Here is a 21,499-nt window from a genome sequence, read left to right on the forward strand (position 1 = left end):
CAGGCGCCGTCAGGGAACCAGCACCGCGGCCCCGGAGAGACGCCCCTCACGCAGGTCCTCCAGCGCCTGGTTGGCCTGCTCCAGCGGATAGGCCCGGGTCTCGGTGCGGATCGGCACCCCGGGCGCGAGGGCCAGGAACTCCTCGCCGTCGCGGCGGGTGAGGTTGGCCACCGAGCTCAGGCTTCGCTCCTCCCACAACAGGCGATAGGGAAAGGAGGGGATGTCGGACATGTGGATGCCCCCGGAGACCACCGCCCCGCCGGGGCGCACCGCGGCAAGCGCGGTGGGGATGAGCTCGCCCACCGGGGCGAAGAGCAGCGCGGCGTCCAGGCGCTCGGGCGGGGCCTCGTCGCTGCCGCCGGCCCAGACGGCGCCGAGGCGACGGGCGAACGCCTGGGCCTCGTCGTCGCCGGGGCGGGTAAAGGCAAAGACCCGCTGGCCGCGAGCCACCGCCAACTGGACCAGGATATGCGCCGCGGCACCGAAGCCATAGATGCCGAGCCGCCGGTTCGTCTCGCCACCGGCCAGCCGCCAGGTGCGATAGCCGATCAGGCCGGCACACAGCAGCGGGGCGGCGGCCTGGGCATCCTCGACATCCAGCGGAAAGCAATAGCGGGCATCGGCCACGCAGTACTCCGCGTAGCCGCCGTCGCGGGTGTAGCCGGTGAACTCGGCCCTTTCGCAGAAGTTCTCGCGGCCGGCCCGGCAGGGCTCGCACTCGCCGCAGGTCCAGCCCAGCCAGGGCACCCCGACCCGCGTGCCCGGGGCCGGCGCCTGGACACCCGCCCCCAGCGCCGTCACCTCGCCGACGATCTCGTGCCCCGGGATCAGCGGCAGGTGGGGGTCGGTGAGCTCGCCATCGAGCACGTGAAGGTCGGTCCGGCAGACCCCGCAGGCCAGCACGCGCACCTGGACCTCACCGGGCCCGGGCGTGGGGCGCGGGATTCGCTCCAGTTCGAGTGGCCTGCCCGGGGCATGCAGGCGCATGGCGCGCATCGACTCGCTCATCGGCTTCCCTCCTGCGGGTGCACGTATTCACTGCCAGCAGGATAGCTCAGGCGGCGACCTTGACCTCGTAGCCGGTGAACTTGCGCAGGTTGATCACGCCGCTGTCGAGGATCAGGTACTGGCCCTTGATGCCGAGCAGGGTGCCGGCCACCAGAGGATGCTTGTCGAGGTTGTGGGAGACCACCTTGGCGGGAAACTCCAGCACCGGATAGTCGAAGCTCAGCGGCGCCTCGTCGAGGAGGCGGATGGCGTCGGCCCCGAAGCGCTCGCGCAGGTTGGCCAGGCCACCCTCCAGGCGCGCCAGCAGGCGGTCCCGCTCGGCCATCAGGTCAAGGGCCGGGGTGCCGCCCTTGAGCATGGCGCGCCAGTTGGTGCGGTCGGAGACCTCCTCCTTGAACAGCACCTCCACGAAGCCCGACTGCTGGCGGGTATCCACCTCCAGGATCGGCAGGGCCTGCACGGCGCCCTGATCGAGCCAGCGGGTCGGCATCTGGCTTGAGCGGGTGATGCCCACCTTGAGGCCGGAAGCATTGGCCAGGTAGACCACGTGGGGCTGGAAGCAGTGGCGTTCGGCCCAGTCGGGCTCGCGGCAGGTCCCTTCGAAGAAGTGGCAGAGCTCAGGCTTCATGATGCAGGTATCGCACTGGGCGAGCCGCTTGAAGCACGGGTAGCAGTGGCCCTGGGCGAAGCTCTTCCGGGTGGCCCGGCCACAGTGGGTGCAGGCGATGGCGCCGGTCCACTCCAGCCGGAAGGGCTTGCCCAGGCGGGCGTTGAGGTCGAGACGGGCCTCGCCGGCCCGCAGCACGTAGCGGGCCGGCGAGCCCGGCTCGACGGCCATCTTGCTCAGGCAACCCTGCATCGCCGTGGCGGCCTCGATCGACTCAGTCACGGCTGGCATCCCGGGCCAGGCCGGCCCGCTCGGGGGGCACATCGGTGCCGCTGCTGGCGCTGCCGCAGGTGCGTCGCTGCAGGTAACCGACCCGCTGCTCCTCGGGCACCTGGTTCTCCACCTCGTAGCGCATCACCGCCTCGAGGCACAGCTCGGTCTGCTCGGCCGTCAGCATCCGGCCATCCGGCCACTTGCGCAGTGACACGGCGCGCTTGAGGCTCTCGTAGATGGATGGGGTCATCTGCTGGATCATGCGATCGAAGGACATCTCGCTCATGACGGGTTCTCTCAGGATTGACGGCGGGCACGGCCGGAATGATACCAGCCCAGCGCCAGGCCCACGACCAGCCCGCCCAGGTGCGCCTCGTTGGCCACGTTGCCGAACCCCACCATGGCGGCCATGTCGGTCATCGCGAAGACCAGCCAGCCGAGCATGAAGACCACCAGCATCTGGGGCACGAAGAAGCCGCTGTGCGGTGCACGCCGGGACATCAGCCAGACATAGGCCAGCAGCGCGAAGTCGACGCCGGACATGCCGCCGAACAGCACGGTGCCGGCGGCGTACTGGGCCAGATTGGCGCCGATGGCGGCGACGAGCAGCAGCGTCAGCATCCGGGTGCTGCCCTGCAGCGCCTCCACCTGGCGGCCGAAGTACCAGAGCCACAGCATGTTGAAGATCAGGTGCATCCAGCCGAAGTGCAGGAAGGCCGGCGACAGCAGCCGCCACACCTGGCCCGAGGCGAGCGCCTCGCCGAGGTTGCCGAAGGCCAGGCCGCCATTGGCCACGACCACCGGCACGATGGTCAGCGCCGCGACCACCCGGTCGCCGAGCACCCCCATGGCGGCGAAGACCCCCAGGCACAGCGCCAACGCGAGGGAGGTCACCGGCACCTGACGAAAGGGGCCGAGCAGCTCGCCGGTCGAGCGCCTCGCGGCCGGCGCCCGCTCGGGCATCAGCGGCTCCCCCTGCCGCCAGCGCTCGAGCAGCCCGAGCATGGCGTCATGCTGCTCGGGGTCGACCAGCCACAGCACCTGCCCCTCGCTCTCCTCGGTGACGCGGTGGCCGATGCGATGGGCCCACAGGGCGCGCCGCAGCTCGCGGGTATCGACATCGTGGGGCAGCAGGATTACCCGGTACATGGCCTCTCCAGCAGGTGACGAGCCCGGCATGACGGCGCGTGCAGGCCACGCAAAGAAAAAGTCCGGCGGAGGGGGCCGCCGGACAAGAGCAAGGGATCATTCAAGGGAACACCTACTCTGATGGCGTGCGTGGGCGAGAGTTCAGCGCGATGACACGACTTTCTTGTAACGAATTGTATCAATCGAAATCGATCTCCCAGGGCTGCGGTCGGGCCTCTTCCTCGCGAGGCACGCGGATCCACACGAAGTGGTTGGCATCGAGTCTCGGCTCTCCGCTCCAGCGGTAGGCCACCAGGCGGCCGAACTTGACCGCGCTGTAGTCCAGGCAGGCGACGTTGGCGGCGGGCAACGCCGGGATCCCCTCGCACCAGTAATGGCCGATGAACAGCGGGGGCTGCTCGGGCCCATAGTAGCTCAATCGGGCGCGCTCCTCGGCGGAGAGCTCGCGACGCTCCAGGTCATCGGGCAGGTTGTCCGGCTGGAAGATGACGTCGCCCCAGGTCTGCGGCTGCCGGGCCCAGAAGTGGGCACGGAAGCTGCGCCGCGTGAAGCCGTCACCCGACTGGATCTCCACGCCCTCCGGCAGGGGCAGGTGGGTGCCCCGCGTCAGGCGGTCGAGGATGCGGAATTCCAGGGTTCCCGGCACGACAGAGGCGGCCAGGAAGGCTTCATCGATGCGGCCGTCGGGATGCTCGCGGCGCAGCGCCTCCACGAGCGGCTGGTCCCAGCAGGCATGCACCACCCGCAGGCCATCGAGCTCCAGGCAGAGCGGGATCTCCAGGAACCAGGCCAGCGCCTCCTCCCACTCCTGGGGATAGTCGCGGTACTGCTCCAGGGTCTCCTTGATGATGCGATTGTGGCGCGGCGTGTGCTCGCGCAGCCACTCGCGACCCAGGCCGCCGGGGGCGCGATGGCAGTAGGCCAGGGCATTGTACTCGTGGTTGCCCATGACGATGTGGGCCTCGCCCTCCTCCACCATCCGCCGGGCGATGCTGACCGCCAGGCGGATGCGCGGCCCCCGGTCGATCAGGTCGCCGAGGAAGATCACCTTGCGGCGCGGATGGCGATAGACGCCGCCACGCCGGTGGTAGCCGAGACGCTCGAGCAGTGAGCCCAGGGTCGCCCCGCAGCCGTGGACATCGCCGATCAGGTCGTAGCCCTCGAGGCCGCCTTGCATGCTCAGGTTGCTCCTCACTTCAGTCCCCCAGGCGATTGCTCCAGCCCAGCTTGCTGCGCAGGACCTCGTAGAAGTTGTGGCCCAGCGGATGGACCAGCTGCACCCGCCGGGGCTTGCGGCGGATCACCAGCACATCGTCGGGCTTGGCCACCGCACGGGTCTGGCCGTCGCAGCTGATATGCGGATAGGTCTGGTTGGTCTCGCCGATATGGATGCGGATCTCGCTGGCGGCATCGATGGCGATGGGGCGGCTCGACAGGGTGTGCGGGAACATCGGTACCAGGGTGATCACGTCGAGCTTGGGATGCATGATCGGCCCGCCGCCGGAGAGCGCATAGGCGGTGGAGCCGGTAGGCGTGGCGATGATCAGGCCGTCGCTGCGCTGGCTGTAGACGAACTGGCCGTCGATGAAGAGCTCGAACTCGATCATGCGCACCGCCTTGCCGGGATGCAGCACGACCTCGTTCAGGGCATCGCCGTTGCCGACCTGGACGTCGCCCCGGTAGAGCTCGGCATCCAGCAGGAAGCGCTCCTCGAGCTCAAAGCGGCCCTCGAGCACCTCGCCGACCCGCGCCTCGATCTCGTCGGGAGAGATGTCGGTGAGAAAGCCCAGGCGCCCGCGATTGACGCCCAGCACCAGTGTGCCGCTGTGGCAGAGGGTACGGGCGGCGCCGAGCAGGCTGCCATCGCCGCCCACCACGATCACCAGGTCGCAGAGTTCGCCGAGCAGGCGTCGACTGGCCTCGGGATGGCCATGGTCGAGCAGCACGGTGGCGGTCCTGTCCTCGATGATGACATGGTAGCCACCATCGTCGAGGAAGCGGATCAGGCGCTTGAGGGTGTCGACCACCTTGGCGCTGCCCAGGCGACCGATCAGACCGATGTTCTTGAAGGTTGGCATGCGCAGGCCTCTCGCTTCGCGGCCGGTCATTATGGCGACTGGCCACGAGGCGGGCAAACGCGGTCAGGCCGCCGCGAGGCGGCGGCGCTTCAGCCACCACTCGTTGAGCAGCAGCGAGCCGACGATGATGGCACCGCCCAGCCCGAGGCGCACGAGGTCGGCATCGCGGTTCCAGATCACCAGGTTGACCAGCAGGCCCGCCGGGATCAGGGCATTGTTCATGATCGCCAGGGCACCGGCATCGACCCGTGTGGCCCCCAGGTTCCACAGGAAGTATCCCAGCCCCGAGGCCACCAGCCCCAGCCACAGCAGCACGCCCCACTGGACCCCGGTAGTGGGCAGGCCGGCGGCATTGCCCAGCAGCCCGAAGGCAGGCACGGCCACCGCCAGGGCGCCGAGGTAGAACCAGCCGAACACGCTGTGACGGGGCAGCGAGGCGGGCAGGCCAGCCGACAGGCGCCGATAGCCCACCTGCCCCAGGGCAAAGCAGAGGTTGGCCCCCTGGACCACCAGGAAACCCGTCCAGAAACCGCTGTCGAGGCCCTGGTAGCGGATCACGGCCGCGCCCAGCACCGCCAGCGACGCGGTCACCAGATAGAAGGGCGTGAAGCGCCCGAAGAGGGCATCGTCGAGCAGGGCGATGTAGATCGGCGTGAAGATGGTGAACAGCAGTACCTCCGGCACCGAGAGCAGCAGGAAGGACTGGTAGAAGAAGATGTACATCACCCCCAGCTGGACCGCCCCCAGCCCCATCAGCGCGAGTCGCTGCCGACCGCGCAGCAGTGAGGGGCGCAGGAAGGGCAGGAAGACCAGCACCGCCAGTCCGATCCGCATCAGGACCGCGAAGTAGCTGTCCACCTGACCGGCCAGGTAGACGCCGATCAGCGAGAACGAGAACGCCCAGAGGACGGTGACACCGACGAGAAGGCCCAAGGTCAACTCCTGATGGCAGAGAGGGTTGACGCCGATTATACCCCTCGTGCGCGCCGAGCAAAGCCCGCCGGCGTGGTGCAACCCTCAGCGCGAGGCGTGGCGCAGCCACCAGAGCGCATGGACGGCCCCGGGCAGCCAGCCCAGCAGGGTCAGCGCCAGGTTGGCCGCTACCCGGCCCCCGCCGCCCCGCGAGAGGCCGACCGCCAGCGGCGGCAGCAGCACCGCCAGGGCATGCAGGGCAAGCCGTGGCTCGGCAGGCATCGCCAGGCTCTGCCCCTGGCCTGCGTCCTGCTCGGACGATGCCGGTGTCCGGTCGACCCGGGCCCGGTCACCCGCCGCCGGGGTGAAGTGCTGAACGGCCTCATTGGAGTCGTGCTCCAGCGCCCGGCGGTGGGCCTCGTGGTCGATCTTCTGGTCGAGCGACTCGGCCCCTTCGGCCAGGGTCTCGTGGTAGCGCTCCCACTCCTCCCAGTCGAAGGGCGTTCCTGCGCGGGGACGGTGTTCTCCGGCTTCCCGTGCCCGCGACCAGGCCTTCTCCTCCAGGGTATTGGGACGCTCCTGGTCTCGCTCACCGTCCAGCCCCTTCTTGGCCATGTACTCTCGAGCATCCATGAGGCAACTCCCTTGATGGTGGCACGCTGGCGCCGCGGCCAGCCGGTGTTCCAGAGTGTGCCATATTGGAGCCGGGAACCGGGGTCGGGTTCCTGAGCGCGGGCCGAGACTCCTGGCCAGCGTCCAGCGTGGAGAAACGTTGGCGGCACGCGTACCGGCGAGTCCCGCGAGTCGGCTATGCTGGAGACGAGACACGGCTGCGGCCCGTGCCTGGCATCGTTGACGCTGGCTGCAGCCCAGGCCATTACTGTCCGGCACAAGGAGACACGCCATGCCCAACAAGGCCCCCACCACCGTGCGCGAGATCATGTCCCGCGACTGCTACCGGGTCACCGGCAAGACCTCGGTCTCCACCCTGGCCGAGGGCCTGGCGCTGCATCGGCTGCCCGGGGTGCCCGTGGTCGACGAGCGAGACCACCTGATCGGCTTCATCTCCGAGCAGGACGTGATGGGCAAGGTGCTGGAAAGCTCCTACCTCAACGATGAACCCCCGCTGGTACGGGAACTGATGCGCAACGAGGTGCTCTCGGTGCCGCCCAACAAGAGCATCACCGACCTGGCCCAGGAGATGCTCGGCGCCAAGCCCAAGGTCTATCCGGTGGTCGAGCAGGGCCGGCTGGTGGGCATCGTCACGCGCCGCGACGTGCTCAGCGCGCTACTGCGCATGCGCCACGCCTGAACCGCCCACCCCCGCTTCCTGGACACCCGGCCCGGCGCCGGGTGACGTTGTTTCCGGGAGACGAAAAAGAAAAGCCGCCCCATGAGGCATGGGGCGGCAAGATCGAAAGTGCAAGCCGAGGCAACAGTGTTAGCGACTGCTATCGCGTTGCTGCCTACGCCCATTCAGACAGCGCCACGCAGAAAAGTTCGTCGGGTGGTAAAAAAATATCGCTGCCGGGAGGCACTGTGGGCACGACAGCGTCTTACACCTTTCGGCAAGGCAGAGAAAAACAGGGACTTAGCATGAGGGGAGCAAAAAAGTCCCGGGACGGCTTGCAAAGGCTAACCGGTTGGTTTTACTATCGAATTCGCCTCGCGGGTGTAGCTCAATGGTAGAGCAGAAGCTTCCCAAGCTTAAGACGAGGGTTCGATTCCCTTCACCCGCTCCAGCGCGGCCTCATCAAGCGTCAACGAACGACCGCCCTCCTCCGCAAGCACCTGATTCACTTCAAAAGCCTGTCGCACAGCGTCAAGACACGTCATCGTGCATGGCTGGGATTCGTGTATGGCATCCTGTATGTTTCGACCACGACTCGGCCTTCTCCCGGAGATGCAGCGAATCTCCATCGAGCGCCGCCGTCGTCTTGCTATCGTCCATTAGCCGAGAGCATCTCAGGTCTGTTGGCGCCGATGGCCGCCACCCCTCCATCAGCCCTGGGCTCTGACATATCCTGCACCACCGGGCCTCGCGGCGATCGGGCCCGGCCATCCGGAGTCGCGATCCATGGCCCTGTTCCTGCTGGTCCTCGTCGTCTGCCTGGCCATCTTCGGCGGCATGATCGCCCTGCTGATGCTGTCCGGCACCCCGCGCTATCGCACCGAGCCCGAGCACCTGCTGGAGCTCTTCGACAAGGCCCTGGAGAGTCGCGTCGGCGAGACCGAATGGAACGCCATCATCGGCTATCCGATCCGCCATGACGACTATCTTGACGGGATTCGTCGCCGCGCCCAGCGCCTGATGGACGAGCACGGGCGCCATGGCCGCGTGACCCGCGGCAAGGCGCTGCTCGACGCCACCGGCCAGGAGGAGCTCGCGGCGCTGCGCGACCATCTGGCGGCACATACCTCGCTGCAGCGCCGCCAGGACTGAGCCCAGCGTTGAAGAGCCATCCGACAGAATGTGGTGTCATGTCCCTGACATGCCCAGCCGGAGGCCGTCCATGACCAGTGCCATCCGCCAGATCCCCCTCGACACGGCGATCCACCATCATGCCCACGATTTCCACCAGATCGTGATCGGCCTGCGCGGCGAGGCGGAGTTCGAGATCGAGGGCCTGGGGGGTTCCATCTCGGCCTTCTCGGGATGCATCGTGCCGGCCAACCACATGCACTACTACGCCGGCACCGGCGACAACCGCCAGCTGATCCTCGACCTGCCCTGCGATGCCTTTGCGGTCACCGGGCATCACCACGAACTGGTGCGCCTGTTCGATGCCCCGCGCTTCTTCGCGCTCGACACCTCGCTGCGCCACTACCTGGACTTCCTGCTCCATGAGCTCAGCCTGCTCTCGCGCCGGGCGCCCATCGACCCCGTCCACCACGAGCGCCTGGCCGGCACCCTGCTGGGCTCCCTGCATGCCCGGCTGGCCAGCGACCCGCCGGCACCGGGCCGCCCCCTCGACCTCGCCGCCCTCGACCGCTTCATCGACCGCCACCTGGGCAGCCGACTGCGCGTGGCCGACCTGGCGGCCGAGGCCTGCCTGAGCGAGGCACACTTCAGGGAGCGCTTCCGTCAACGCACGGGGCTCTCCCCCTGGCAGTACGTCATGCGCCGCCGGCTCGAGTGCGCCCGCCAGATGCTGCAGCAGAGCCAGCTGCCGCTCTCCGAGATCGCCGCCCTGACGGGGTTCACCAGCCAGAGCGCCCTCTCCCGGGCCTGCCGACAGGCCTTCGGCCATCCCCCCAGCCAGCTGCGACGCGCCCGGGGCCAACGGCTCGCCTCGCAGGCCCCATGCCGTTAGACGAAGGTCGAAATTTCAACCCTCAAACGGCCAAAACCCGTGGAAACGTGAAATCTGGCCGGGAAATCGACAAGCAGGACGCCGCGCGCGGCCCTACCCTCAGGGAATGCCCCGCGACCGCCTGCGACCCTTCGCCGCAGCGGCCGGGCCCTGCCCTCTGACGACGGGTGATAACCGGGGGACCTAGATGCTCAACGCCCACACCATGCTCGACGCCAGCACCTGGCGCCAGGAACTCGACACGCTCTTCGCACGCATCAGTGACCACTACGTGGTCGACGAGAATGCCTTCGTCGGCGAACTGGTCAAGGTCCTCGATGCCAACAGCGAGGACTTCCGGCGCATCGCCGGCAAGACCGCGGAGCTGGTGCGCGAGGTCCGCGAGATGGATACCGCCGTCGACACCATCGACGAGCTGCTTCAGCAGTACAGCCTGGACACCCATGAGGGGCTGATGCTGATGTGCCTGGCCGAGGCCATGTTGCGCATTCCCGACAAGGCCACCGCCGATGCCCTGATCGAGGACAAGCTGGGCCCGGCCGACTGGAAGGCCCACGTCGGCAAGAGCGAGTCCTGGATGGTCAACGCCTCCACCTGGGGGCTGCTGATGACCGGCCGCGTGGTGACCCTGGACAAGCCCCGCGAGGGCAGGCCATCGACCTTCATCAACAGGATGGTCAACCGCATGGGCGAGCCGGTCATCCGCCGCGCCATGGTTGAGGCCATGAAGATCATGGGCAAGCAGTTCGTGCTCGGCCGTGATATCGACGAGGCGCTGAAGCGCTCGAAGCCGCTGTTCGACAAGGGCTACACCTACTCCTACGACATGCTGGGCGAGGCCGCCCGCACCCGGGCCGATGCCAGGCGATATTTCGACGACTATGCCCGCGCCATCGAGCAGGTCGGCAAGACCAGCAGGGCGCTGTCGTCGAAGACGCCTTCGCCCTCGATCTCCATCAAGCTCTCGGCCCTGCACCCGCGCTACGAGTTCGGCCGCCGCGAGCAGGTGCTGCGCGAGCTGGTCGGCAGCGTGCGCGAGCTCGCCGCCATGGCCCGCGAGCGTGACGTCGCGGTGACCATCGATGCCGAGGAGGTCGACCGCCTGGAGATCTCCCTGGAAGTGTTCCGCGCCGTCTACGAGAGCGAGACCTGCAAGGGCTGGGGCCACTTCGGCCTGGTGGTCCAGGCGTACTCCAAGCGAGCCCTGCCGGTGCTGCACTACCTCAACCGCCTGGCCGAGTCCCAAGGCGACGAAATCCCGCTGCGCCTGGTCAAGGGCGCTTACTGGGACACCGAGATCAAGGAATCCCAGCAGCTCGGCGTCGACGGCTACCCGGTCTTCACCCGCAAGGCCTCCACCGACGTCGCCTACCTGGTCTGCGCCCGCTTCCTGCTCTCCGACGCGACCCGCGGGCGCATCTTCCCGCAGTTCGCCACCCACAACGCCCATACCATCAGCACCATCCTCGAGCAGGCCAACGAGGCCATCCGGGCGTTCGAGTTCCAGCGCCTGCACGGCATGGGCGAGGCGCTCTATGATGCCGCCCTCAAGCGCGCCCCCGAGGGCACCTACTGCCGCATCTATGCGCCGGTGGGGGCTCACAAGGACCTGCTGCCCTACCTGGTGCGCCGCCTGCTGGAGAACGGCGCCAACTCCTCCTTCGTGCACCAGCTGGTGGATCCCAAGGTGCCGGTGGAGTCGCTCTGCGTGCATCCGGTGGACACCCTGCGCCAGTACGGCAGCTACGCGAACCCGCAGATTCCCCTGCCGGCCAACATCTATGGCCCCGGGCGTCGCAACTCCCGGGGCTTCGACCTCAACATCCGCAGCCAGTACCAGCCGCTGATGGATGCCATGGCGAAGACCATGGACAAGACCTGGCAGGCCGGCCCCCTGCTGGCCTTCGAGGTGAAGGCCGACCCGACCAATACCCATGAGGTCACCTGCCCCTACGACCGTCGTCGCCAGGTCGGTACCATCCAGTGGACCACCCGGGAGCAGGCCGGCAAGGCACTCGACGCCGCCTGGGCCGCCTTCCCGCGCTGGGAGGCCACGCCGGCGGCCGAGCGCGCCGCCATCGTGCGTCGCCTCGGCGACCTGATGGAAACGCACATGGCCGAGCTGATGACGCTCTGCTCCCGGGAAGGCGGCAAGCTGCTCACCGACGGCATCGACGAGGTGCGCGAGGCGGTGGACTTCTGTCGCTACTACGCCATGAAGGCCGAGGAGCTCTTCGCCGAGCCGACCCGCCTGCCCGGGCCAACCGGCGAATCCAACGACCTGATGATGGGCGGCAAGGGCGTGTTCGCCGCCATCAGCCCCTGGAACTTCCCGGTGGCGATCTTCTGCGGCCAGGTGGTCGCCGCCGCCGTGGCCGGCAACACCGTGCTCGCCAAGCCCGCCGAACAGACCTCGCTGATCGCCCATCGGGTGATCGAGCTGCTGTACGAGGCCGGCATGCCCCGCGACGTGGTGCAGTTGCTGCCCGGCGACGGCCCCACCGTGGGCAGCGTGCTGACCAGCGACCCGCGCATCACCGGGGTCGTGTTCACCGGTGGTACCGACACCGCCCAGATCATCAACCGCGCCCTGGCCGCGCGCGACAATGCCCCGCTGCCCACGCTGGTCGCCGAGACCGGTGGCATGAACGCCATGATCGTCGATTCCACCGCCCTGCCCGAGCAGGTAGTGGTGGACGCAGTCCGTTCGGCCTTCCAGAGTGCCGGCCAGCGCTGCTCGGCCCTGCGGGTGCTCTACCTCCAGGAGGACGTGGCCGATCGGGTCATCGAGATCCTCAAGGGCGCCATGGACGAGTTGCAGGTCGGCGATCCCCGCGACCTGGGGACGGACGTGGGCCCGGTGATCGACGAGGACGCCCGCCAGGGACTCACCGCCCATATCGAAAAGCTCAAGGGCGAGGGTCGCCTGGTGGCCGAGACACGGCTCGATCCGGCACGGACCGCCGACGGCACCTTCGTCGCGCCGGTGGCCTTCGAGATCGACGGCATCGAGGCGCTGGAGCGCGAGCAATTCGGCCCTGTACTGCACATCGTGCGTTACAAGGCCAGCGAGATCGACCGGGTGGTCGACGCCATCAACGGGCGAGGCTATGGCCTGACCTTCGGCGTGCACAGCCGCAACGAATCCTTCGCCGAGGAGATCGCCCGGAAGGTTCGTGTTGGCAATGTCTACGTCAACCGCAATATCATCGGTGCCGTGGTCGGCGTTCAGCCATTCGGCGGCCAGGGGCTCTCCGGCACCGGACCCAAGGCCGGCGGGCCGCACTACCTGCTGCGATTCGCCACCGAGAAGACAGTGACCATCAATACCGCCGCCCTGGGTGGCAATGCGTCACTGCTTGCGCTGGGAGACGAGTGAACCTCACTCATCATCAACAAGAAACTGAAGGAACCCCCTCATGATGGAAAACAATGCCACCAACGGCCTCACGCTAGTGCCCGACCCGGTCGTGGTGCTCGCCACCAGGGTTCTGGCCGGCCTGCCTACCAACAAGATGCCGGAGCTACATCCGGCCCAATAAACGGGAGATGCTTTTATGGCTATTGGTGTATGGATCAGCCTCTTCGCTTACTTTGCGCTCATGATCGCCATCGGCTTTTATGCAATGCAAAGAGCAACGTCTTCGTCTGAAGACTACATGCTGGGTGGCCGACAGCTCAGCCCGCAGGTGGCGGCCCTGTCGGCCGGTGCGTCGGACATGAGCGGCTGGCTGCTGCTGGGCTTGCCCGGTGCGCTATTTGTGTCTGGCTTGGGTCAGGCCTGGATCGGCATCGGCCTGCTCGTGGGGGCGTTCTTCAACTGGGTGCTGGTTGCACCACGCCTGCGCGAACAGACGGTTCACTATGGCAATGCGATCACCATTCCTGAATTCCTGGCGAACCGCTTCCCGACCCGCGCCATGTCGCTGAGAACGGTATCCGCCATCGTCATCGTGATCTTCTTCGCGGTGTACACCGCGTCAGGTCTGGTGGCAGGCGGCAAGCTGTTCGAAAGCGCGTTTTCCGGCGTCATCAACATTGGTGGCATGAGCGACTACGCGGCGGGCGTCGTCATCACCCTGGGCGTGGTACTTGCCTATACCGTCGTCGGCGGCTTCCTGGCCGTGAGCCTGACGGACTTCGTGCAGGGCTGCATCATGATGCTGGCCCTGGTGATCATGCCGGCAGTGGTGCTCTTTGGTGAAGGTGGCGGCGGTTTCTCCCAGGCCTCACAGACCCTGAATGAGGTCGATCCTACACTGCTGACCTGGACGGAGGGACTGACCTTCATCGGCTGGCTGTCTGCGGTCACCTGGGGACTGGGGTATTTCGGGCAGCCGCACATCATCGTGCGCTTCATGGCCATCCGTACCCTGAAGGATGTGCCCATAGCCCGTAACATCGGGATGAGCTGGATGCTCATCTCCCTGGTCGGCGCGATCTCTCTTGGCATCTTTGGCCGGGCCTATGCGATCCGCAACGGCCTGGATGTCGAGGATCCGGAAACGATCTTCATCATCCTGGCAAACCTGCTGTTCCACCCGCTGATCACCGGCTTCCTCTACGCGGCCCTGCTGGCGGCGATCATGAGCACCATTTCCAGCCAGCTTCTGGTGTCGTCTTCCTCGCTGACCGAGGACTTCTACCGCCTGTTCCTGCGCAAGGAGGCTACCGACAAGGAAACCGTCGCTGTCGGCCGTATCTGTGTCGTACTGGTTGGCCTGGTCGCCGCCGTCATTGCGTCCGACCCGAACTCTCAGGTTCTGGGGCTGGTCAGTAATGCCTGGGCCGGCTTCGGTGCGGCATTCGGTCCGTTGATCATCCTGTCGCTGATGTGGTCGCGCACCAATGGAGCCGGCGCCATCGCGGGCATGGTGATCGGTGCCGCCACCGTCATGATCTGGATCACGCTGGGCTGGAACGGCTCGTTCATGGGCGGGCCCGGCGTGTACGAGATCATTCCTGGCTTCATCGCTTCCTTCATCGCCATCCTGGTGGTGAGCAGCGTGACCGCCGACGCCGGTGAGTACCAGCACATCACTCGCTGACAGGGACGAAGGCGAATCCCGCCTACCGAAAGGCAGTGAAAGGGCTCCCGCGGGAGCCCTTGCTGTCAGGCACCAGGCATCGCGGTCCGCGACTGGCTGGCGCACACGCAGGAAAGCCGCCCGAGGGCGGCTTTCCTCGTTTCCGGCTGTCCTCCAACTTGCCGGCGGCACCTGGCCGCACGAGTCAGGCGATGACCGCCCGCACCAGCAGCACCAGGGTGAAGGCGCCGAGTGCCGCCAGGCTCCAGGGCGGCGTGGTCATCCGCCGCAGCCAGGGCCGTCGCGCCTCCAGCCCCATGGCCGCCATGAAGGCCGCGCCCAGCGCCCAGACGCCCAGTCCGATCAGGGGCAGGCGCACGCCCATCGGCAGCGTGCTGATCAGGGCGGGCTGCCACAGCAGCCAAAGCGCGAGCGCCGCCGCCAGCAGCATCGCCCCCAGGGTCACGCCGGGCAGGCGTCGACGTGTGTTGGTCTCCATCTCGGCTCTCCATGTCGCCTGCCCCCAGTCAAGACGATTCACGGCAAGGACGCGAGCCCCAGGCACGACATGCCGACAATTTCTTGTACAGGTGTTGCATGATGCAGACGGCAGCGTCGCCCAGACGCGACAGAATTATGCTGGAAAAGTCTCATCTTAGCGGCTATCGAGACCATGACAATTTTTAACAAGACTTGTATGAAAGCCGTTTTCTATAATCAACTTCGAAACAGGCCACCCGGCACTGCGCTCCTTACAGGACTTCAGGCGCAGGACACCAGGAAAGGGAGGATTCATCCCATGCGCACGACACGACTGATCCCCGCCATCGCCCTCGCCGCCGGCTGCAGCTTCGCCAGCCAGGCCGCCCTCGCCTATGGCGCCGGCGACATCGTCGTCCGCGGCGGCATCGCCAAGACGGAGCCCGAGGGCTCCGACAACGGCAACCTCGGCGGCAGCAAGCTGACCATCGAGGGCGAGCGCGGCTTCACCTACGGGTTCGGCTACCTGTTCACCGACAGGCTCGGCGTCGAGCTCAACGGCAGCGAGGCGTTCGAGCATGGCCTGACCCTGGACGGTGCGTCCTCGGGCCTCAGCGTCGAGCGCATGCCCGTCAACCTGATGGCCAACTACTACCCGCTGGGCGGCCTCGACTCCCCCGTCCAGCCCTATGCCGGGGTAGGCGTCAACTACACCCGCTTCTCCGGTGAGCCCAGCGGCGTCGACGTCGAGAGCACCTATGGCGCCGTCGGCCAGCTCGGCGTCGACCTCGCCGTGACCCGCAACCTGATGCTGAACGGCTTCGCCAACTATGCCGACGTCAGCGCCGACATCGAGTCGAGGGGCGCGCAGATCGGCGAGGCCGAGGTCGACCCGGTGACCGTCGGGGGCGGCGTGACCTACCGCTTCTGAGCGACGAGACCGATGCCACAAGCAGGACGCCGGGCCCAGTGCCCGGCGTCCTGCTGTCAGCCCCTTCATGGCAATGGCACCCAACCCTTGCGCTGGATCAATAATGCCCTGGCGCCCCCGCGGTAGAATGCTTGCATGTTCCATTGCGGCAAGAGGCCGCACCCTCGTGACCAGGAGTCGACCCATGCGCAAGACCGCCCTCCCCACCCTGCTCGCCGCCGGCATCGCGGCGGCCGCCGTCACCGCCAGCACCCAGGCCTTCGCCTACGGCGCCGGCGACTTCTTCACCCGCGTGGGCGTGGCCAAGGTCGAACCCAAGAGCGACAACGGTGAACTCACTGCTGACAATCTGGAAATCGACGTCGAGGACGATAGCGCCTTTGCCTTTACCCTGGGCTATCGCTTCACCGACAAGCTGGGCGTGGAGCTGCTGGCCGCCGAGCCCTTCGACCACGACTTCAGCATCGCCGACGGGGCTCTTACTGGCTCCACCGACCATCTGCCGCCGACCCTGACCCTGCAGTACTACCCGCTGGGCGGCACCGACGCCCGCGTCCAGCCCTATGCCGGCATCGGCGTAAACTACACCACCTTCTCCGATGAAGAGATCGTGGGCGGTGGTGACCTCGAGCTGGATGACTCCTGGGGAGCGGCCGGCCAGCTGGGCGTCGACCTGCTGATCGATGACAACTGGGCGCTCAACGCCGCCGCCTGGTACCTGGATATCGATACCGATGCCAGCCTCAACGGCGACGACATCGGCACGGTCGAGATCGACCCGGTGGTGGTGATGGCAGGCCTCAGCTTCCGCTTCTGATCGCCCCGCCGACACGACGAGGCCCGCCAATCGGCGGGCCTCGTCGCATTTTGCGTCGACAGGCGACTAGCGGGGCGAGTGGCGTGAGAGTCCCAGCGCCGCCAGGGTCGCCTCGTCGAGCCCGGTGACGGCCTCCACCGCCGAGAGCCGCGCATGGTAGGCCGCACTGAGGAAGGGCTCCCCGGCCAGCAGGTGCTCGAGATACTCCCGCGCCGGGCGTAGTGCCTCGGCGGTGGTGCCCGGCGCGGCGATATAGACCCAGGCCTCGATGGCCCCCTCGCGGGTCGCCACCGGCAGGCGGTGACGATCGTACTCGTTCGGGTAGCCCTCGAAGGGATCCATGCGCCGGATCTGCCCGGGATCCCCGAGCTCGAACAGCGCCCCCTCCACGCGCTCGCCCGGCCGGGGCACCACGTTGGCGTGGGCGATGCCCGCCACCCGGGAGGCCTTGTCGAAGCGCAGCGCATGGTCATGCAGCACGCCGGCGAGCACCCGGCGGGTGGCGCCGATGCGGGCCGCGACCCGCGCGGGGTTCATGTTGCTGCCATAGGCAAAGTAGTAGGGCATCTCAGGATTCCGGCGGCATCAGTTCTCGGTGACAAGGCGGTCGATCTCCTCGACCACCTTGCCCATCAGCAGCCGGTCGCTGGCCCGCGCCCCTTCCTGCTGCAGCCAGGCGTCCACCGCGGGGGCGACGTCGCAGGTCTCAGGCATCGGCGAGCGCGACTCGACCAGGGCCTCCAGGCGCACGATGAACACGAAGCGCAGCCACTGGGGCAGCGTCATGGTGTCGATGCAGAACGGCTGGTCGCTGCTAAAGGCGTCCGGCCCGGGTCGCTCCATGCGCCACAGGCTGGCAGCCTTCATGGTGGCCTCGAGCTCGCGCAGGGCGCTGCCGAGTTCGTCGTGAACGGTCATGAGCAGTCTCTTCGGTGCATGTGCGTCCATTATCCCCGTTCGGCCCCGCCGCTGGCCACCCCGCGGGGCCTTCCACGGCCTGACCCGCCCTGTTGTGCACAGTGCACAGATATCCTGAACGGGCCTGTGGATAAACACTGGAAAGGTCTCCCCTGGCCGCTTCCCATGGGCCATGGGCCAGACTGGTCAACAACTGACCAGCGGCGGATCGCGACGAGGCCCCTCTCGGCGGCTGACAGCACCCCGACACCGCGGTAGAGTGCACGGTTCCTGACCCGGAGAGAGCATGCAACCGATCCACAGCCTTCACGACTTCTTCCTGCGCAGCGGTGCCGAGGTGAGGCTCTACCACCTGGGACGCCGGGTCGAGCCCTGCTCGCTCGACACCCTGGCCGCCTTCGAGGCCGGCGAGCTGGCGTGGCCGGCCCCCTGGCAGGGCACGGCACGCCTGGCGATGGTGTTCCGCCTGGGCGACCTGGAGGACCCGCTGATCTGGTTCCTGGCCCTGCCGCTGGACGAGCAGGGCCACCTCGACCCGGCGCCGCGGGACGCCTTCGTGCAACGCCTGCTGGAGACCCTGGGCCACGGCGTGCGGGGCCTGGGGCGCACGGAGAGCGCCGGGATCGACAACCTGATGAAGGACAACCCCCTGGCCTTCACCCCCGCGCTGCCCTTCCAGGCCGTGCTGCATGCGCGTGCCAGCCTGGATGCGGGCCTGCCCGCCAGCCAACACCTCGAGCCGGTCGAGGCCTACCTGACCGGGCAGCAGGCGATCGACTGGCGCGCCCTGGGCCTGCAGGGCCTGGCCGACTTCGCGGTGCGCCTGGATGCGGAATCGAGCCGGATGCTGGCCGCACGCCTGGACACCCTGCCCGGCGAGGTGCTGACCTCGCTGTGCTACTGTCTGGAGCATGTGGCGATTGCCGACGAGCTGGCCTGTGCCCTGCGCCTTTGCGGGGAGGCCGCGGGCCGCGCCGGGGACATCGAGACCTTCTGCGCCTGCGTGCGGGCCATGGGCGGCGCCTCGCCCGAGCTGGCCGGCGCCTGGTTCGACGCCCTGCTCGATGACCCGGACGCCTGCGGTCCCGACCTGCTGGCGGCCATCGCCGGGCGCGGCTGGCATCACCTGGAGGATGCCGAGCGCCTGCCCCGCTTCCTCGCCCGTCTGGCCGAGACCCCCGGGGCCGACTTCACAGCCGTGGCCCGCGACCTGGCGCTGATCCCGCGACTGCGCCTGCCGCTGCTGATGACGCTGCGCGAAGCCGGGGCGGACTCCGCCATCGGCCGCCGCCTGGCCGGCCTGTCACGCTGAGCGCAGAGACCTGGGAGCGAAGATGATGAAAGAACTGCCCTACACGCCCAAGGCGGTGATCGGCCGCCGCGAGATGGTCACCCTGCCGGAACTGCACCTGACGCTCTGCGCCAAGGCCGATACCGGCGCGCGGACCTCGGCCCTGCATGCCGAGGACATCGAGTCCTATGAAGAGGATGGCCACCTCTGGGTCAGCTTCACGACCCGCAGCGGCGGCCCCGGCACGCCGGCCCACGTCCACCGGATGCACCTGCATGACCGCCGGCGGGTGACCAGCTCCAACGGCCAGGCCGAGTGGCGCTATGTGATCCGCACGACGATGCAGCTGGGCAGCCTGGAGTTCCCGGTGGAACTGAGCCTGACCGACCGCCGCGACATGCGCCACCCCATGCTGCTGGGCCGCCGCGCCCTGCGCCGCCTGCTGGTGGCGCCCGGCGTGGCTTTCCTGCATGGCGAACCCTGACCCTCCCCGGCCATCGACCCTGGAGCCCCGAATGCATATCGCGCTGCTGTCCCGCAACCGCAACCTCTACTCCACGCGGCGCCTGATCGAGGCAGCCGAACTGCGCGGCCATACCGCGCGGGTGGTCGACACCCTGCGCTGTTACATGAGCATCGCCTCGCACCACCCCTCGATCCACTACAAGGGCGAGGAGCTCGAGCCCTTCGACGCGGTGATCCCGCGCATCGGCTCCTCGATCACCTTCTACGGCTGTGCGGTGCTGCGCCAGTTCGAGATGATGGGCACCTACGTGCTCAACGACAACGTCTCCATCACCCGCTCCCGGGACAAGCTGCGCTCGCTGCAGCTGCTGTCACGCAAGGGCCTGGGGCTGCCGATCACCGGCTTCGCCCACTCCCCCGACGACATTCCCGACCTGATCACCATGGTCCGGGGCGCCCCGCTGGTGATCAAGCTGCTGGAGGGCACCCAGGGCATCGGCGTGGTGCTCGCCGAGACCAACCAGGCCGCCGAGAGCGTGATCCAGGCCTTCATGGGCATGAAGGCCAACATCATGGTGCAGGAGTACATCAAGGAGGCGAAGGGCGCCGACATCCGCTGCTTCGTGATCGGCGACAAGGTGGTGGCCTCGATGAAGCGCCAGGCCGCCGAGGGCGAGTTCCGTTCCAACCTGCATCGCGGAGGCAGCGCCAGCGTGATCCGCATCACCCCGGAGGAGCGCTCCACTGCGATCCGTGCCGCCAAGGCCATGGGGCTGCGGGTGGCGGGCGTCGACCTGCTGCGCTCCAACCATGGCCCGGTGATCATGGAGGTCAACTCCTCGCCGGGGCTGCAGGGCATCGAGACGGCTACCGGCAAGGACATCGCCGGCCTGGTCATCGAGCACCTGGAGAAGAATGCCGCCCCGCGGCACAAGGTTCCGCCTCGCCCCAAGGGCTGAATCCTCCACCCAAAGGCTAACGGGGAAGCGGCAAATTATTGATCCCCGGGGGTGGCAAATGGGCGGCGACAGCCCCACAATCTGCGTCACCGGAGGAGGTGACCGCTCATGTTTCTCGACAATCGCCAGGTGGCGATGGACAGTGCCCTCGAGGCGATGGCCGACAGCATCGACTACTTTCAGGACAACCTGGAGCGCCTGCGTCCCTCGCTGCGCGACAGCCTGAAGCCCCACTACGAGGCGCGGGCGAAGTCGATGCACGAGCTCCAGGAGCTGTCGCGCAAGCACCTCAACCTCCTCCCGCGCGATGCCGATGTCGAGCGCGACGACTACATGTGGCTATGGAGCCGGCTGAAGAGCTTCGTCGGCAACGAGAGCCAGGTGGTGATCGGCGAACTGCTGGAGCAGGAACGGGTGCTGATGCAGGCCCTCTCGACGCTGTTCACCCACCCCCTGCCCGAGCCGATGGAACCGGTCATCGAGGAGTGCTGGAAGGGCTGTCGGGCGCTGATCCGCGAGCTGTATCGCCTCCAGAAGCAGCGTCCGAAGCGTTGAGCACACCCGGCGGGAGCAGCAGCAGGCGGTCACGCTCCCGCGGCATGATCTGCAGGGGCTCGAGCGGCCCCAGGAAGTGGGGCTCGCGCTCCCACAGGTAGAGATCCCCCAGGGTGGCCACCCGCGCCACCCACTCGCGCATCTTGAGCCGCCAGAGCCCGTCCGTGGCGCGCTCGGGCGCCGCACAGCCGCTTACCTCGAGCCCCAACGCCTCGCCGATGAACAGCGCCCGCGGCAGGTGCCAGTCCTGGGTGATCAGCAGCGCCCGCTCCACGCCGAACACGTCCCGTGCCCGGGCCAGGGTGTCGAAGGTGCTGAAGCCGGCGTAGTCCAGCGTCATGTCCTCGTCGCGAACGTCGCGGCCGCGCAGGTCCCGCCACATGGTCACCGGCTCGTTGTAGTAGCGGGTGCTGTTGTCGCCGGAGATCAGCAGGTGGTCGACCCGCCCGAGATGGATCAGGTGGGCCGCGGCGCCCATGCGCCCCTCGAAGTGCGGATTGCGTGCCCCGCTACGCGTCCAGTGGGAGGTGCCGAAGACGATGCCCACGGGCTCGCTGCCGCACTGCGAGAGCTCGGCCTCGATCTTCCCCTGGGTGCGCCCCAGCACGAAGAAATTGGCCAGCGCGAACAGACATGCCGCCAGGAGAGCAAGCGCCCCCAGCGACATCAGAACCGCCTTGAAGACCTTCCAGAATGGCCGGTGCATCGCGCTCCC

The 21,499-nt window shown here is 67.7% G+C and carries 24 protein-coding genes and 1 tRNA gene; 13 read left to right on the forward strand and 12 right to left on the reverse strand.

Features of this window, described 5'->3' with window-relative positions; genetic code table 11:
* Positions 1-9: 9 nt before the first annotated feature.
* The 8 genes from DFP85_RS09995 to DFP85_RS10030 all read right to left on the reverse strand — a co-directional run bounded on the left by DFP85_RS09995 (position 10) and on the right by DFP85_RS10030 (position 6,660).
* A complete protein-coding gene (locus DFP85_RS09995) occupies positions 10-1,008 on the reverse strand; it encodes a zinc-dependent alcohol dehydrogenase family protein (RefSeq protein WP_243737262.1) in 999 nt (332 codons plus the stop codon).
* A gap of 46 nt (positions 1,009-1,054) precedes the next feature.
* Entirely contained in the window at positions 1,055-1,906 is an 852-nt protein-coding gene (locus DFP85_RS10000; protein ID WP_133636145.1) for a DUF2797 domain-containing protein, read from the reverse strand.
* Positions 1,890-2,174: a YeaC family protein gene (locus DFP85_RS10005; protein ID WP_133636146.1), complete on the reverse strand. Its 285-nt coding sequence runs from the start codon at positions 2,172-2,174 to the stop codon at positions 1,890-1,892. Before DFP85_RS10005 ends, DFP85_RS10000 begins: the two co-directional genes overlap by 17 nt.
* 11 nt (positions 2,175-2,185) lie before the next feature.
* Positions 2,186-3,037: a rhomboid family intramembrane serine protease gene (locus DFP85_RS10010; RefSeq protein ID WP_133636147.1), complete on the reverse strand. Its 852-nt coding sequence runs from the start codon at positions 3,035-3,037 to the stop codon at positions 2,186-2,188.
* A gap of 178 nt (positions 3,038-3,215) precedes the next feature.
* Positions 3,216-4,214, reverse strand: a complete 999-nt coding sequence (locus DFP85_RS10015) for a metallophosphoesterase (RefSeq protein WP_133636148.1) — start codon at positions 4,212-4,214, stop codon at positions 3,216-3,218.
* A gap of 19 nt (positions 4,215-4,233) precedes the next feature.
* Complete coding sequence (locus tag DFP85_RS10020) at positions 4,234-5,115, reverse strand: NAD(+) kinase (RefSeq protein ID WP_133636149.1); 882 nt, start codon at positions 5,113-5,115, stop codon at positions 4,234-4,236.
* 63 nt (positions 5,116-5,178) lie between these two features.
* Positions 5,179-6,048, reverse strand: coding sequence for an EamA family transporter (locus tag DFP85_RS10025; protein ID WP_133636150.1), 870 nt, complete (start codon positions 6,046-6,048; stop codon positions 5,179-5,181).
* An 84-nt stretch (positions 6,049-6,132) separates the two neighbouring features.
* Positions 6,133-6,660, reverse strand: a complete 528-nt coding sequence (locus tag DFP85_RS10030; RefSeq protein WP_133636151.1) for a YqaE/Pmp3 family membrane protein — start codon at positions 6,658-6,660, stop codon at positions 6,133-6,135.
* A 271-nt stretch (positions 6,661-6,931) separates the two neighbouring features.
* On the opposite strand from DFP85_RS10030, the gene DFP85_RS10035 reads away from it, so the two are divergent.
* The 7 genes from DFP85_RS10035 to putP all read left to right on the forward strand — a co-directional run bounded on the left by DFP85_RS10035 (position 6,932) and on the right by putP (position 14,389).
* Positions 6,932-7,339 carry a CBS domain-containing protein gene (locus DFP85_RS10035; RefSeq protein WP_133636152.1) on the forward strand — a complete coding sequence of 136 codons (408 nt, stop codon included), beginning with the start codon at positions 6,932-6,934 and terminating at the stop codon, positions 7,337-7,339.
* A gap of 356 nt (positions 7,340-7,695) precedes the next feature.
* Positions 7,696-7,769 (forward strand) — tRNA-Gly (locus tag DFP85_RS10040).
* A 335-nt stretch (positions 7,770-8,104) separates the two neighbouring features.
* Positions 8,105-8,470: a hypothetical protein gene (locus tag DFP85_RS10045; RefSeq protein ID WP_133636153.1), complete on the forward strand. Its 366-nt coding sequence runs from the start codon at positions 8,105-8,107 to the stop codon at positions 8,468-8,470.
* A gap of 70 nt (positions 8,471-8,540) precedes the next feature.
* The gene (locus DFP85_RS10050; protein WP_133636154.1) at positions 8,541-9,341 is read left to right on the forward strand and encodes an AraC family transcriptional regulator; all 801 of its coding nucleotides are present in this window, start codon (positions 8,541-8,543) and stop codon (positions 9,339-9,341) included.
* Positions 9,342-9,528: 187 nt separating this feature from the next.
* Positions 9,529-12,720 (forward strand): bifunctional proline dehydrogenase/L-glutamate gamma-semialdehyde dehydrogenase PutA, encoded by a 3,192-nt coding sequence (gene putA / locus DFP85_RS10055; protein ID WP_133636155.1) that lies wholly within the window; start codon positions 9,529-9,531, stop codon positions 12,718-12,720.
* Positions 12,721-12,760: 40 nt separating this feature from the next.
* Complete coding sequence (locus DFP85_RS19205) at positions 12,761-12,883, forward strand: hypothetical protein (RefSeq protein ID WP_279512932.1); 123 nt, start codon at positions 12,761-12,763, stop codon at positions 12,881-12,883.
* A 15-nt stretch (positions 12,884-12,898) separates the two neighbouring features.
* Positions 12,899-14,389: a sodium/proline symporter PutP gene (gene putP / locus DFP85_RS10060; RefSeq protein ID WP_133636156.1), complete on the forward strand. Its 1,491-nt coding sequence runs from the start codon at positions 12,899-12,901 to the stop codon at positions 14,387-14,389.
* Between the two features lie 184 nt (positions 14,390-14,573).
* Here putP and DFP85_RS10065 read toward each other — a convergent pair whose 3' ends face one another.
* Positions 14,574-14,867: a hypothetical protein gene (locus DFP85_RS10065; RefSeq protein ID WP_133636157.1), complete on the reverse strand. Its 294-nt coding sequence runs from the start codon at positions 14,865-14,867 to the stop codon at positions 14,574-14,576.
* 300 nt (positions 14,868-15,167) lie between these two features.
* On the opposite strand from DFP85_RS10065, the gene DFP85_RS10070 reads away from it, so the two are divergent.
* Together DFP85_RS10070 and DFP85_RS10075 are read left to right on the forward strand one after the other, a co-directional pair.
* Complete coding sequence (locus DFP85_RS10070) at positions 15,168-15,779, forward strand: OmpW/AlkL family protein (protein ID WP_133636158.1); 612 nt, start codon at positions 15,168-15,170, stop codon at positions 15,777-15,779.
* Between the two features lie 184 nt (positions 15,780-15,963).
* Positions 15,964-16,596 (forward strand): OmpW/AlkL family protein, encoded by a 633-nt coding sequence (locus tag DFP85_RS10075; protein WP_133636159.1) that lies wholly within the window; start codon positions 15,964-15,966, stop codon positions 16,594-16,596.
* Between the two features lie 66 nt (positions 16,597-16,662).
* Here the strand turns inward: DFP85_RS10075 and DFP85_RS10080 are convergent, their stop codons facing one another.
* Entirely contained in the window at positions 16,663-17,163 is a 501-nt protein-coding gene (locus DFP85_RS10080) for a gamma-glutamylcyclotransferase family protein (protein WP_133636160.1), read from the reverse strand.
* 18 nt (positions 17,164-17,181) lie between these two features.
* Positions 17,182-17,514 (reverse strand): YqcC family protein, encoded by a 333-nt coding sequence (locus tag DFP85_RS10085; protein ID WP_133636161.1) that lies wholly within the window; start codon positions 17,512-17,514, stop codon positions 17,182-17,184.
* Positions 17,515-17,800: 286 nt separating this feature from the next.
* On the opposite strand from DFP85_RS10085, the gene DFP85_RS10090 reads away from it, so the two are divergent.
* From DFP85_RS10090 to DFP85_RS10105, 4 genes are all read left to right on the forward strand, one after another.
* Positions 17,801-18,826 carry a DUF3549 family protein gene (locus DFP85_RS10090; RefSeq protein ID WP_133636162.1) on the forward strand — a complete coding sequence of 342 codons (1,026 nt, stop codon included), beginning with the start codon at positions 17,801-17,803 and terminating at the stop codon, positions 18,824-18,826.
* 25 nt (positions 18,827-18,851) lie between these two features.
* Complete coding sequence (locus DFP85_RS10095) at positions 18,852-19,289, forward strand: ATP-dependent zinc protease family protein (protein ID WP_133636248.1); 438 nt, start codon at positions 18,852-18,854, stop codon at positions 19,287-19,289.
* Positions 19,290-19,320: 31 nt separating this feature from the next.
* Positions 19,321-20,229 (forward strand): 30S ribosomal protein S6--L-glutamate ligase, encoded by a 909-nt coding sequence (gene rimK / locus DFP85_RS10100; RefSeq protein WP_133636163.1) that lies wholly within the window; start codon positions 19,321-19,323, stop codon positions 20,227-20,229.
* Between the two features lie 108 nt (positions 20,230-20,337).
* On the forward strand, positions 20,338-20,784 hold the full coding sequence (locus DFP85_RS10105) for a hypothetical protein (protein WP_133636164.1): 447 nt from the start codon (positions 20,338-20,340) through the stop codon (positions 20,782-20,784).
* Here the strand turns inward: DFP85_RS10105 and DFP85_RS10110 are convergent.
* Positions 20,705-21,490, reverse strand: a complete 786-nt coding sequence (locus DFP85_RS10110) for a SanA/YdcF family protein (RefSeq protein WP_243737263.1) — start codon at positions 21,488-21,490, stop codon at positions 20,705-20,707. The two genes, DFP85_RS10105 and DFP85_RS10110, sit on opposite strands and share 80 nt — an antisense overlap.
* Positions 21,491-21,499: the final 9 nt, after the last annotated feature.

The organism is Halomonas ventosae (genome assembly GCF_004363555.1).
Lineage (GTDB): Bacteria > Pseudomonadota > Gammaproteobacteria > Pseudomonadales > Halomonadaceae > Halomonas > Halomonas ventosae.

Coding starts and splice junctions, on each gene's coding strand:
- DFP85_RS10010 (WP_133636147.1), bottom strand. CDS start 3,037: ATGTACCGGGTAATCCTGCTGCCCCACGATGTCGATACCCGCGAGCTG.
- DFP85_RS10105 (WP_133636164.1), top strand. CDS start 20,338: ATGTTTCTCGACAATCGCCAGGTGGCGATGGACAGTGCCCTCGAGGCG.
- DFP85_RS10045 (WP_133636153.1), top strand. CDS start 8,105: ATGGCCCTGTTCCTGCTGGTCCTCGTCGTCTGCCTGGCCATCTTCGGC.
- DFP85_RS10090 (WP_133636162.1), top strand. CDS start 17,801: ATGCAACCGATCCACAGCCTTCACGACTTCTTCCTGCGCAGCGGTGCC.
- DFP85_RS10065 (WP_133636157.1), bottom strand. CDS start 14,867: ATGGAGACCAACACACGTCGACGCCTGCCCGGCGTGACCCTGGGGGCG.
- DFP85_RS10075 (WP_133636159.1), top strand. CDS start 15,964: ATGCGCAAGACCGCCCTCCCCACCCTGCTCGCCGCCGGCATCGCGGCG.
- DFP85_RS10095 (WP_133636248.1), top strand. CDS start 18,852: ATGAAAGAACTGCCCTACACGCCCAAGGCGGTGATCGGCCGCCGCGAG.
- rimK (WP_133636163.1), top strand. CDS start 19,321: ATGCATATCGCGCTGCTGTCCCGCAACCGCAACCTCTACTCCACGCGG.
- DFP85_RS10080 (WP_133636160.1), bottom strand. CDS start 17,163: ATGCCCTACTACTTTGCCTATGGCAGCAACATGAACCCCGCGCGGGTC.
- DFP85_RS10000 (WP_133636145.1), bottom strand. CDS start 1,906: ATGCCAGCCGTGACTGAGTCGATCGAGGCCGCCACGGCGATGCAGGGT.
- putP (WP_133636156.1), top strand. CDS start 12,899: ATGGCTATTGGTGTATGGATCAGCCTCTTCGCTTACTTTGCGCTCATG.
- DFP85_RS19205 (WP_279512932.1), top strand. CDS start 12,761: ATGATGGAAAACAATGCCACCAACGGCCTCACGCTAGTGCCCGACCCG.
- DFP85_RS10050 (WP_133636154.1), top strand. CDS start 8,541: ATGACCAGTGCCATCCGCCAGATCCCCCTCGACACGGCGATCCACCAT.
- DFP85_RS10070 (WP_133636158.1), top strand. CDS start 15,168: ATGCGCACGACACGACTGATCCCCGCCATCGCCCTCGCCGCCGGCTGC.
- putA (WP_133636155.1), top strand. CDS start 9,529: ATGCTCAACGCCCACACCATGCTCGACGCCAGCACCTGGCGCCAGGAA.
- DFP85_RS09995 (WP_243737262.1), bottom strand. CDS start 1,008: ATGAGCGAGTCGATGCGCGCCATGCGCCTGCATGCCCCGGGCAGGCCA.
- DFP85_RS10110 (WP_243737263.1), bottom strand. CDS start 21,490: ATGCACCGGCCATTCTGGAAGGTCTTCAAGGCGGTTCTGATGTCGCTG.
- DFP85_RS10085 (WP_133636161.1), bottom strand. CDS start 17,514: ATGACCGTTCACGACGAACTCGGCAGCGCCCTGCGCGAGCTCGAGGCC.
- DFP85_RS10020 (WP_133636149.1), bottom strand. CDS start 5,115: ATGCCAACCTTCAAGAACATCGGTCTGATCGGTCGCCTGGGCAGCGCC.
- DFP85_RS10030 (WP_133636151.1), bottom strand. CDS start 6,660: ATGGATGCTCGAGAGTACATGGCCAAGAAGGGGCTGGACGGTGAGCGA.
- DFP85_RS10015 (WP_133636148.1), bottom strand. CDS start 4,214: ATGCAAGGCGGCCTCGAGGGCTACGACCTGATCGGCGATGTCCACGGC.
- DFP85_RS10005 (WP_133636146.1), bottom strand. CDS start 2,174: ATGAGCGAGATGTCCTTCGATCGCATGATCCAGCAGATGACCCCATCC.
- DFP85_RS10035 (WP_133636152.1), top strand. CDS start 6,932: ATGCCCAACAAGGCCCCCACCACCGTGCGCGAGATCATGTCCCGCGAC.